The organism is Streptomyces sp. NPDC000345, from assembly GCF_042898825.1.
GTDB lineage: Bacteria > Actinomycetota > Actinomycetes > Streptomycetales > Streptomycetaceae > Streptomyces.
Genome location: NZ_JBIAZE010000030.1, coordinates 16,432 through 27,553 on the forward strand (window position 1 = coordinate 16,432; position 11,122 = coordinate 27,553).

An 11,122-nucleotide genomic window follows, 5' to 3' on the forward strand; every position below is an offset into this window, starting at 1 on the left:
GGTACCCCTGCCCCCCCTGCTCCCCCCGTGGCCGGTCAGTACCAGGCGCTGCACCCGCTGTTGCAGACCCGGACGTGGAACTTGGCGACGTCGCGGAAGCCTCCGCTGGTCCTCCCGCCGGGGTCGGTGACGGTCTGCACGTAGCCGTCGTAGTAGGCCTGCGCGTACACGCGGGAGGAGGCCCCGCTCACCGAGAAGGTGCCGTGGTAAAGCCCGCCGCCCTGCGCGTAGTAGTACTTGCACACGTAGGCGGAGCCGCCTCCCGGGGCGCTCATGGTCTTGCAGCCGCCGGCCGCTTCGGCCGTCCCCGGCATGACCATGAGACCGCTTGCCGCCGCACCGGCGGCCAGCAGCATGGAGAGCGTTCGCTTCATGGAGGTTTCCCTTCTCGACGCCGTTGCACCAGGCGGGCGAGGGCCGTGCGCCTTCGCCGGAAACCACATTGGGAGCCCTGCCGTGGGGGAACCTTGCCCCTGCCTTGAATCCGCTGGTGGGCAGCTGTTCTCGCGCGGCCGTGGCCTGTGTGGGGCGCCAGCGATCACGGTCGCCTTCGGGGGTGCCGCCTGAAGAAGACGGGCCTCGCCGTACTCAAGAGCCGGCGGGTGCCGGGTGCGGCACGGCGAGTGCGTCGAGCAGGCGGTCGGCCCCGACCGGGACGGACAAGGTCCGGCCGGCGAGGTCGGCGGGGGTTTCGGGGTGGGTGGGGTTGACGCGTACCAGGCGTGCGTGGGGGATCCGGCGGGTCAGGTGTTCGCCGGGCCGTCGGATGACGCCAGGGGTGTTGAATCCGGCGCCGCATTCGAGAATCAGCAGGCGGGTCCCGGCGGGCGCGGTTCCCAGCCAGTCCTGGAGGCGGCGGCCCGCGGGGAGATGGGGGGCGTCGACGAATTCGGGTCCGACGCGGACGTTGATCGCGATCTCGCCGCCGCAGTTCGGGCAGCCGGGCAGGGGACGGGTGACCGCGCCGGTGGCGGGGTCGTACGCGGCGAGGAGCTGCGCGACGAGGGTGCGGCTGTCCCAGGTGGTCGGGGTGCAGGGGGTGGCGCACTGGTAGCGGCCGTAGTCGCCCTGCGGGGTGAAGATCCGGTCGGGGGCGAAGCCGTTGCGGGCGAAGAGGGCGTCCACGTTGGACGTCATCACCCAGTGGTCCTTGTCGCCGACGAAGGACCTCAGCCGCTGGTAGAGGGGGTTGGGCTCCGGGGAGAAGCGGATGTCGTCGATGTGGACGGCCCAGTAGCCCCATCGCACCGCGGGCGGCAGGGGGACGCCGACGAGGTAGCGGGAGCGCAGGCCGAGCCGGTGCAGGGCGGGGAAGAGTTCCCGGAAGCGGTCTTCGTCGCCGTAGTCGTATCCGGCGGCGGCGCTGAGTCCGGCCCCGGCGGTGATCAGGACGCGGTCGGCCTCGCCGAGCCAGGTGCGTATCGTCTCGGTGGCGGCTTCCAGTCCGCAGGCGGCTTTGTTCATCGGGGCGGGGTCCCTTCGGTCAGTGCCTGGACGTAGGCGGCGCGGTCGTCGTCCGCGTACACGTTGAAGATCACGCGGTCCAGCCGTCCGGGGTGCAGGTCCAGCCATTCGGCCACGGCGCTCAGGGCGGTCCGGGCGGCGGGCGTCCTGGGGTAGCCGAAGACGCCGGTGCTGATGCCGCAGAACGCGACGCTGCGTAGGCCGCCCACCTCGGCGGCGAGGTCGAGGCAGGCGCGGTACGAGGCCGCCAGCGCCTGCTGGTGCCGCGGGAGCACGGGGCCGTCGACGATCGGGCCGACGGTGTGCAGGACGTAGCGGGCAGGCAGGTGGTAGCCGCGGGTGATCTTGGCGGTGCCGGTCGGCTCCGGGTGACCCTGCAGGGACATGATCGCGTGGCAGTCGGCGCGCAGGCGGGGGCCGGCCGCGGCGTGGAGGGCGTTGTCGATGCACGGGTGCACCGGCCTGAAGCAGCCGAGCAGAGCACGGTTGGCGGCGTTCACGACGCCGTCCGCGCCGAGCGTGGTGAGGTCGCCCTGCCACAGCACCGTACGGTCGGCGGCCCGGTAGGCGGCGTGGGGAAGCGTGTCGCGGACGGTGGGCAGCGAGGCCGCGTCGGTGGTGCCGCGTGCCAGGCGTTCGCCGGCCAGGAGCGCGTCCAGCACGCGAGCGGTCCCGGTGGGCAGCGGCTCCGGTTGCCGGATCGTCAGTACGGCGCGCAGGAGCCGCCGGGCGGCGGCGTCGTCGATCCGGTCCGCTGCGCCGGGGCGCAGCCCGGCCCTCACCGCCGCCGGGTCGTCGCCCAGCAGGCCGAGTGCCTCGCGGACCAGGCCGGCGGGCCGGTCGTCCAGGGCGTGGCCGAGGTGGGGCCGGAACGGCTCGTCCAAGGCGATGGCGGCGCGGTAGGCGGCGAGCGGCAGCGGCGTCGGGTGCACGGTGGTCCTCCGGGGCAGTGGGCGCGTGACGGGTCGAGGGCGGGACAGGTCCGCCGAACGGCCCGCCGCCGTGTCCTCATCCGCGGACTGGTGCGGCACGGCGCCGATGAGGACTTCTCAGACGGCTTCGAGGGTTCCGGTGTGCAGTTCGGCGACGCGTTCGTCGCCCGTCTCGTAGGGTTTCTCCTCGCCGACGGTGTGCGGCTTCAGAACAGGCCGTTGTCGTGCGGCAGTTCGGCCGGGATGGGGACGATGACGTCCCAGTGCTCGACGATCCTGCCGTCCTGGACGCGGAAGAGGTCGTAGTAGGCGACGGGGACGCCGAACTCGCCCTCGGACTGGAGCAGGACGAATTCACCCTCGGCGATGACCTTGTGGACGGTCCTGTAGACGAGGTTCTTGCCCTGCTCGGCCCACTTCGCGGCGGCGGCGCCGAAGCCGTCGAGGCCGTCGGCGGCCTCCGGGTTGTGCTGGTGGTACGCCTCGGTGGAGAGGTAGTCGGTGAGCACCGAGTAGTCGGCGCCGACCAGGACCTTCTGCGCGAACTCGGCGACCAGGGCCCGGTTGGCCTCGGTCTCCCCGGGTGCGGTGACCTCGGTGGGGCCGTCGGTCTGCGAGCGCCCGGAGGCGGTGTCGGCGACCAGCGGGGTCAGGGCGTCCCAGTGCTCGGCGAGCCTGCCGCCGGCGTCGACGCGGAACACGTCGAAGGCGACCAGCGGGTCGGGCCCGAAGCCGTGGTACGTCCCGTGCAGCGCGACCAGGTCGCCGTCGGCGATCACCCGGGCGCCCTCGTAACGGAAGCCCTCCGGCAGGCTGGCGACAAGCCGGCGCAGGGCCTCGGGTCCGTCGGCGGCCAGGGCGCTGTGCTGGGTGTAGTCGGCGGCGACCCAGCGGTCCACCGCGCTCGGGTCCTTCTGGCCGAACAGTTCGCCGGCCGCGGTCAGGACGGCTTTCTTGGCGTCGTTCATGACGGTTCTCCTCGCAAGGGCAGGTCGTGGGTGGGGACGTGGGGATGGTCGTGGTCAGTCGCTGGTCGAGTGCGCAGGTAGGGAGGCGGCTGTGAAGGCCTGGCCGCCCGTCTGGCCGGCACCGTGTGCACTGTGCAGCAGCAGCGTCGCCGACCCGGACGCGGTACGCGTCGATGGCGTATGTCGGGCAGGCCCGTTGCGCAGCAGACATCACATTCCTCCTCTCTCACCGCCCCCTTACCGCTTTCCGACATCGCTTGATGCCGGTGTGGCTGACAGATCCAAGCTAGACTCGCTGAACAGGCTGAATCAGACACGCTGGCGACTGGTGATGGTCAAAAACCGACATGATGCCGACCGGAGGATCCCGGAGATCTCCTTCGCGGCGCCCGCCGGCACCCCCGCCGGCGTCGAGGTGCTGTCCCTCGCCGGCCTGCGCCACCGCGTTTCCGGCGAGCGGCTCACGACCCCCCAGCGCCCGGACTTCCACCACCTGGTCACCCTCACCGGCGGAACCCTCCGGCACACGGTCGACTTCACCGCCTACGCCCTTGAGCCCGGCTCATGGCTGTGGGTCCGCCCCGGACAGGTGCAGCAGTGGGGCGACCTCACCCACGCGGAGGGCACCCTGATCCTGTTCCGCCAGGACTTCCTCGATCCGGCCACCACGGCCGGCGCCCACGTAGAGGACCCGCACGCGCCGATCCTGCGCAGGCCCCTGCCCGAGGACGCCCTGGCCCTGCGACTGGCCGCCGACCATCTCGCCGCCGAGTTCCAAGCCCTCGGACGCCTGCCGCTGGAGATCCACACGGCAGCCCTGCGCCACCTGCTGGCCGTCCTCGTCCTGCGCCTGGCCCACCTCACCGCGCCTGTCGGCACCCCCGCCCCGGAACCCGACGTCACCTACCTGCGCTTCCGTGACGCGGTGGAGAAGGACTTCGCCCGCACCCGCCGGGTCGAGGACTACGCCGTGGCGCTCGGCTACTCGGCCCGCACCCTCGCACGCGCCACCCTCGCCTCAGCCGGCGTGGGCGCCAAGGAGTTCATCGACCGCCGCGTCGTCCTCGAAGCCAAGCGCCTCCTGGCCCACAGCGATCAGAGTGCCGCCCGCATCGCCGACCGCCTCGGCTTCTCCAGCGCCACCCATTTCAGCAGGTACTTCCACCAGCGCACCGGCCAGACCCCGATCACCTTCCGTGAAACGGTCCGCGGGCACACCCCGAAGTGACACACCTCGGTTCCGCCGTACTCGCGGTTCCCGACACCGATGAGCTGAGGCCGGTCGGCCTGAACCTCGACTTGCGCTGGAGTGCGCTCCAGGTCGTAGCGTCGCAGATATCGCGGCGCACAGAGCCCCTGAGCCCGGCGCCTCACGGGATGCCGGGTTCTGGTCGTCGCTGGATGGATGAGGGGCGTTGTGCCATCTGATGAACGACGAACAAGTGTGCAGAGAAAGGCTGGGACGCGGCATGAAGAAGCGCAGTCTGCGGGACCTCCAGGTGTCGGCCATCGGCCTGGGGTGCATGGGCATGTCCGCCTTCTACGGATCGGCGGACCAGGAGGAGGGGATCGCTACCATCCGGCGCGCCCTAGACCTGGGGGTGGACTTCCTCGACACCGCGCAGATGTACGGGCCGCTCACCAACGAGTCGCTCGTCGGTGAGGCGATCCGGGGACATCGCGAGGAGTACGTGATCGCGACGAAGTTCAACTATCGGATGGACGATGCCGTACCCGGCGACATAAGCACGGTCGGCCCGCAGGACGGCTCGGCCGAGCACGTCCGGAGCTCGGTCCACGGCTCCCTGCAGCGTCTGGGGACCGATCACATCGACCTGTACTACCAGCACCGGGTCGACCCGAACGTACCCATCGAGGAGACGGTCGGCGCGCTGGGCGAGCTGGTCGCGGAGGGCAAGGTTCGGGGCATCGGCCTGAGCGAGGCGAGCGCGGAGACCATCCGGCGCGCCCACGCCGTGCACCCGATCACCGCGGTGCAGAGCGAGTACTCGCTGTGGTCACGGGATGTGGAGGCCGAGGTGCTGCCCGCCTGCCGTGAGCTCGGCATCGGCTTCGTGCCGTACTCGCCGCTCGGCCGCGGCTTCCTCGCCGGCCGGTTCAGCTCGCCGGACGAACTGGACGTGAACGACTGGCGCCGCGAGAATCCGCGCTTCCAGGACGCCAATCTGGAGGCGAACCTCCGGCTGGCGGCAAAGGTGAAGGAGATCGCCGCCGAGAAGGACGTGACGCCGGCCCAGCTGGCCATCGCCTGGGTGCTCGCCCAGGGCGAGGATCTGGTGCCGATCCCGGGCACCAAGCGCCGCAGCTACCTGGAGCAGAACGCCGCCGCCGTCGACATCGCGCTGTCCAAGGACGACCTGGCCCGCATCGATGCGGAGCTGCCCGAGGCGGCGGGGGAGCGCTATGACGAGGCGGGCATGCGATCCGTCAATCGCTAGCCGGCCACTAGTGTGGGGTCACGCCCGCCGGGGGTGACCATGACCGGAGACGGCACGGCGGGCCTCGGCCCGACGTGCCTCCCGATTCGCCCTGGCCGACTACCGCTCCGGCTCCGCCACGGCGTCGGCTCCGGCCTATGGGGTGGTGGGCGCTCCTGGGGGTGCGGGGTCGGGGCTGATGACGAAGTCCTCCGGCCAGACCGTGAGCTGAACATCCTTGCCCACGGCACTGATCACGTCGTGCATGTTGCCGTACTCGCCCCGTTGCAGCAGGAAGAGCTGGTCGTCGCGGTGCACCTTGTCGGCCCGCAACCAGGCATCGAAGCCGTTGAGGTCGGTGGCCCCCGCCGCAAGGTAGGGCACGAGCCGCCGGAACAGCTTGGGCCACATCACCAGCTTCTGCAGCTCGGCGAGGTCTGGGACGCCGGCATTGCCGTTCGGATCGGCCGTCGAGCGCGGCCACAGCCCCGCCTGAGCGGCCCTCGCCGCGCGCGACTTTCCTGCCAGGTGAGTGCGCAGCGCGGCGGGCAGGGTCGCGTAGAACGCCGGGTACGCCAGTCCCTCCGCCATCAGCGTCGCGTTGGCCGACTGGTCCACCCGGGCCTCGTCCAGGTACACGTGGTGCCCGTCCGGCTCGGCGGGGTCGCCAGGGTAGACGAACCCGATCAGCCGCCCGTTGGCGTCGATCCCGTTGGAAAGCACATAGCCGCGGAGGCTGTCCTGGTCAGCCGACTTGACCTTGTTCGGGAGGTCGGGGAAGAAGGTGAAGCCGGTGAACCCCAGGAGCGTCAGCAACCTGTCGCGGGCGTCGTGGGCGCCGGTCAGCTCCTGGTGGGTCTCACTGAAGTGCGTCTCCAGTGCGTCGATCGCCTCCAGCCGGACCGAGATGCCTCGGGCGGTGAGGTCCGGCGGCGTCCCCGATGGCCGGGGCAGGCCCTCGACCAGGGCGGGTGAGTCCGGGCGGAACTTGACCGTGTCACCGTCCGGCTCCGGCCCCTGCCGTGGCAGGTCGGGATAACGGATGACGAACAGGCCGCGCAGCAGCGTGTAACTCACGACATCTCCCACCGACGACATCTGGACCGTAATCCAGTGTGAGCGGCTGTACCGCCCCTGTCGCGTGCTCCGCCGGCGAATACGGCAAATAGCTGAGGGCGCTTGCAGTGACCTCCCGCCCGTCTTCCTCCCCGGTCTGGATCGGCCGGGTGGGGGGTGGGAAGCCGAGGCGCGGTATCCGTCGGCTGGGGTTCGCTGCCGTGTACGGGGAGCGGAGGTGGGCTGTTGAACGGGCGGGCGTGCGGTGTGGCGGTCTTCGCTGTGCTGGCCATCTGTTGCGTCGGCGGGTGCGGGGCGGTGGCGGAACGGCGGGACGACGTACGCGATACGGCGGGCGTGTTCGAGCAGGCCCTCGGCGAAGGTGCGTACGACCGGGTGGGCGCCGTTCTCGCGCCCGCGACCGTCGAGGAACTGACCGTCGCCTCGACGGCGATCCTCTCGATCCACCTGCGCCAACGCGGCTCCCCTGAGTCGAAGCCGGTGGGCGCCGCCCACGACTCCACCGGCGTGGAGGGCTGAGAGCGCTTCGCCTCCGGATGATGCAGGAGCCGACCGCCCTCGGCGTCGCCACCACGATCCTTGCCGGCACCGTGCGAACCACTCCCGCCCCGATGGGTGAGACACGTGCACCTGCGCTGGGTGTTCTCGCTTTCCTGGGACTCCGCGGCTTTTATCCGAGCCGATGGAATTCCCACCGTTCCACATAAGTGCACGAAATTAATCGCGTCTGCACAGAGGGAGCTTCTTCGCTTCCTGGAATAGCGGGGGAGGGGTATGGGGGCACCGTTGTCCTGCGATGCGGGGCCGCGATGTTCCCATATTCAGGGTCATTGAAACCATGATCATGAAATCGTTATCCTGTCGAGATGTGGGCGGGTCGGGGGGTGGCGAGGTCTGCGTTTCCGCATCTGTCTTCTCGCGTTACGGTTGTCCGATCTTCGCCTGAAAGCGCAGACAGGAGTGTTGCGCCGGCCGTACCCGCCCCAGCGGTGACACATCGGGGCCACTCCCGTGCAACACGGGCTCCGAGTGTGCAACCGCGTCCGCCCTGTGCACGAGTGACCGTACCGAACCAGTCGACCGAACAAAGCTACGCGCGATGACCGAACCCGCCGTACGAAGCCACCGCAGTATTTCCCCCCACGGCCCTGGCCGTCGTTGACTCCTTGTGCACAGCCGACCTACTGTCGCCGACAGCGGTGCAGAAAAAGAATGGAACATTCATCGCAGCGGCTTTCTGCTCTGCCTCCGCTGTCGAATTCACAGTTCCCGGTTGACGTTCAGGAGAGGAATTTTATGCTCCCCTACGCCGACAGGTCGGCAATGGTCAGTGGCCTTCCCGAAGCATCGCGCAATCCCCGCCGTGGCGACCGGCGGCACGGCGCCCCGCCCCACGTCACCTGCATGGCGAGTCTGGACGCCGGTCTCAAGATCGAAGCGGCGAACGCCGACTTCTTCCGTCACGTCGCCCGGACGTCCACGGAGATCTGCGGACGCAGTATCTACGACGTCCTGCATCCGAGCGCCCGCAACATCCTCCCCAAGCACTTCACCCATCTCTCGAACGGCCACGGCAGCCGCTTCGTCGAGCGAGTGGTCGCCATGCGCGGCCACGACCGTGTCTTCTCCGCGGAGATCACCGGCATAGCCGTCAAGGGGGAGGGGGACGACCTGTCGGGTGTCGTCGTCCTGATGAGCCCGGAGGACGAGCCGGCCGAGGCGGCCGAGCGGCCCGCCAAACCGACGCCGATGCTCACCGCCCTCGACGCCCGCATCCTGGAAGGGGTCGCCACCGGCGCCTCGACCATCCAACTGGCCTCGCGTCTCTACCTCAGCCGCCAAGGCGTGGAGTACCACGTCGGTCTGATGCTGCGACGCTTCAAAGCCCCCAACCGCGCCGCGCTCGTCTCCCGCGCCTACTCGATGGGTGTCCTCACGGTCGGCAGCTGGCCGCCCCGTGCCGTGCCCGAGTACGTGAAGTGACCTCGCGTCACCACGCACCGCCACCGGACTCCCCTGACCCACCAGGGGAGTCCGGTGCTTTTCGGACGGCGGCCCCGCTCGCGTCACCGTGGCCGGCCACCGGGGCCGCCGTCCGCACGCTCAGCGGCGGTGACCGCCGATGCCCTCGTCGTCCGCGTCCTGCCACGGCAGATGCTGGTACGGCCCGTCGCTGATCCGCACGACATCCCGCTCACACCAGGTCCCGTGCAGCGCCGACAGGCGAACTCCGGCTCCGGTGACATCCTCCATGTCCACCTGGAACCGGTCGAGGTCGTTCATCAGCCTGCGGACGTACGGCGAGTCGCCATCGGCCAGCCGTAGCGACTGCAGGCTGCCGCGCAGCTTGACCAGGGCGCCGCGCAGGTCCGCGAGTTCCGCGTTCGTCATGGATTTCCCTCCGCCTCCTCCGGACCGGCCGAGGCTCCGTCGCGCACGCCGGCCCGGGACCCGGACACATCACCGCCGCCCCCCGGGCGGTGTCGCCTCATTCAGTCGGCACAACCCCGACGAGCGCAACACCCGACGCCTTCCCCCGCGCCATGTCTGGGCGTTTCCTGAAAACACCCCCGCGACGGTCCGCCTCCGCACCCCGCGGACCGGCGTGAATCTAGGGGCCGCCCTAGTCCATGCGCCCCTAGCGTGGGTGGCCCGGCGGTCCGCTGTCCGACCCCGACCGGCTGGGACGGTCCGCCGGCTACGCCGTGCGCCGTACGCATGCCGTACCCGACGTCTGCGGTCCACACGGGCTGGGCCAACAAGCTGGTGGAGTGGAATGAGCGAGTCAGAACGCACACCGTACGGGCTCAACACCGCGCCCCACCGGGCCATCGCCGTCGTCGGCCTGGCCTGCCGCCTGCCCGGCGCGCCGGACCCCGACAGCCTCTGGCGCCTGCTGCGCGACGGTGAGAGCGCCGTGCGTCCATCTGCTCCCGCCGATCGTCCGTCGTCCGGGGAGGGGGACGAGCCTGGCGACGGTGTGCCCCGCTGGGGCGGATTCCTCGACGAGGTCGACCGTTTCGACGCCGGCTTCTTCGGTGTCTCGCCGCGCGAGGCGGACGCCATGGACCCCCAGCAGCGCCTCGTCCTCGAACTCGCCTGGGAGGCCCTGGAGGACTCCCGCATCCTGCCCGGACACCTCCGCTCCACCAGCACGGGCGTCTTCATCGGGACCGCCCACGACGACTACGCCACCCTGCTCCACGGGTTCGGACCCGAGGCCGTCACCCACCAGTCCTTCACCGGCACCCACCGCGCTCTCGTCGCCAACAGGCTTTCCTACCTCCTCGGCCTGCGCGGCCCCAGTCTCACCCTCGACTCGGCCCAGTCGTCCTCGCTCGTCGCCGTCCACCTGGCCTGCGAGAGCCTGCGCAGCGGCGACAGCGACCTCGCCCTCGCGGGCGGCGTCAACCTGCACCTCGCCCCGGAAAGCAGCCTCTACCCGCACCGGTTCGGCGCGCTCTCGCCCGACGGCCGCTGCTACACCTTCGACGCCCGGGCCAACGGGTACGTCCGTGGCGAGGGCGGTGGCCTCGTCGTACTCAAGCCGCTCGACCGGGCGCTCGCCGACGGCGACCCCGTCCGCGCCGTCATCCGCGGCAGCGCCGTCAACAACGACGGCGGTGGTGACACGCTCACCGCTCCCGACCCGCACGCCCAGGAAGACGTCATCCGCCGTGCCCTGCGCAACGCCGGGACGGCCCCGTACGACATCCAGTACGTCGAACTCCACGGAACCGGCACTCCGGTCGGCGACCCCGTCGAGGCGGCCGCCCTCGGCACGGCCCTGGGCGAGGGCAGGCCCTCCGGGGAACCGTTGCGCGTAGGCTCCGTCAAGACCAACGTGGGTCACCTGGAGGGCGCGGCCGGAATCGCCGGCCTGGTCAAGACGGTCCTGGCACTCCAGCACCGCGAACTACCGCCCAGCCTGAACTACCGGACACCCAACCCCGACATCCCCCTCGACGCTCTCCGGCTGCGCGTCCAGGACACCAACAGCCCCTGGCCCCGCCCCGGTACATCCCTCATGGCCGGGGTGAGTGCGTTCGGGATGGGTGGGACGAACGCGCATGTGGTGTTGGAGGAGGCTCCGGCGGTGCCGGAGCCGGCTTCCGAGGGTATGGATGCGGTGCCGGTGTTCGAGGCCGGTGATGTGGTGCCGTGGGTGGTGTCGGGTCGTGGCGGGGAGGGGCTGGCGGGTCAGGCCGGCCGTCTCGCTTCGTACGTGAGGTCGGTCGGCGAG

10 protein-coding genes and 1 pseudogene are annotated in these 11,122 nt (G+C 70.6%); 5 read left to right on the forward strand and 6 right to left on the reverse strand.

Annotated features, from left to right (window positions below; translation table 11 throughout):
* Positions 1-35 precede the first annotated feature (35 nt).
* From ACFY30_RS39085 to ACFY30_RS39100, 4 genes are all read right to left on the reverse strand, one after another.
* The gene (locus ACFY30_RS39085; RefSeq protein WP_390849903.1) at positions 36-374 is read right to left on the reverse strand and encodes a hypothetical protein; all 339 of its coding nucleotides are present in this window, start codon (positions 372-374) and stop codon (positions 36-38) included.
* A gap of 214 nt (positions 375-588) precedes the next feature.
* The gene (locus tag ACFY30_RS39090) at positions 589-1,464 is read right to left on the reverse strand and encodes an NAD-dependent protein deacetylase of SIR2 family (RefSeq protein ID WP_390849904.1); all 876 of its coding nucleotides are present in this window, start codon (positions 1,462-1,464) and stop codon (positions 589-591) included.
* On the reverse strand, positions 1,461-2,396 hold the full coding sequence (locus ACFY30_RS39095) for a macro domain-containing protein (protein ID WP_390849905.1): 936 nt from the start codon (positions 2,394-2,396) through the stop codon (positions 1,461-1,463). The genes ACFY30_RS39090 and ACFY30_RS39095 overlap by 4 nt, the downstream gene beginning before the upstream one ends.
* Positions 2,397-2,602: 206 nt before the next feature.
* Positions 2,603-3,364: a nuclear transport factor 2 family protein gene (locus ACFY30_RS39100; protein WP_390849906.1), complete on the reverse strand. Its 762-nt coding sequence runs from the start codon at positions 3,362-3,364 to the stop codon at positions 2,603-2,605.
* A gap of 331 nt (positions 3,365-3,695) precedes the next feature.
* On the opposite strand from ACFY30_RS39100, the gene ACFY30_RS39105 reads away from it, so the two are divergent.
* Positions 3,696-4,592 (forward strand): helix-turn-helix transcriptional regulator, encoded by an 897-nt coding sequence (locus ACFY30_RS39105; protein ID WP_390849907.1) that lies wholly within the window; start codon positions 3,696-3,698, stop codon positions 4,590-4,592.
* A gap of 241 nt (positions 4,593-4,833) precedes the next feature.
* The gene (locus tag ACFY30_RS39110) at positions 4,834-5,823 is read left to right on the forward strand and encodes an aldo/keto reductase (RefSeq protein WP_390849908.1); all 990 of its coding nucleotides are present in this window, start codon (positions 4,834-4,836) and stop codon (positions 5,821-5,823) included.
* A gap of 135 nt (positions 5,824-5,958) precedes the next feature.
* Here ACFY30_RS39110 and ACFY30_RS39115 read toward each other — a convergent pair whose 3' ends face one another.
* Positions 5,959-6,879 carry a thermonuclease family protein gene (locus tag ACFY30_RS39115; RefSeq protein ID WP_390849909.1) on the reverse strand — a complete coding sequence of 307 codons (921 nt, stop codon included), beginning with the start codon at positions 6,877-6,879 and terminating at the stop codon, positions 5,959-5,961.
* A 405-nt stretch (positions 6,880-7,284) separates the two neighbouring features.
* Here ACFY30_RS39115 and ACFY30_RS39120 point away from each other — a divergent pair.
* Positions 7,285-7,398: pseudogene (locus tag ACFY30_RS39120) on the forward strand (DUF6766 family protein); the annotation flags it as partial.
* 885 nt (positions 7,399-8,283) lie between these two features.
* Positions 8,284-8,862: a helix-turn-helix transcriptional regulator gene (locus ACFY30_RS39125; protein ID WP_390849910.1), complete on the forward strand. Its 579-nt coding sequence runs from the start codon at positions 8,284-8,286 to the stop codon at positions 8,860-8,862.
* Between the two features lie 120 nt (positions 8,863-8,982).
* Here the strand turns inward: ACFY30_RS39125 and ACFY30_RS39130 are convergent, their stop codons facing one another.
* Positions 8,983-9,270: a hypothetical protein gene (locus ACFY30_RS39130; protein ID WP_390849911.1), complete on the reverse strand. Its 288-nt coding sequence runs from the start codon at positions 9,268-9,270 to the stop codon at positions 8,983-8,985.
* Between the two features lie 385 nt (positions 9,271-9,655).
* On the opposite strand from ACFY30_RS39130, the gene ACFY30_RS39135 reads away from it, so the two are divergent.
* Positions 9,656-11,122 (forward strand): type I polyketide synthase (locus ACFY30_RS39135; protein WP_390849912.1); only part of this gene is annotated, 1,467 nt, incomplete at its 3' end.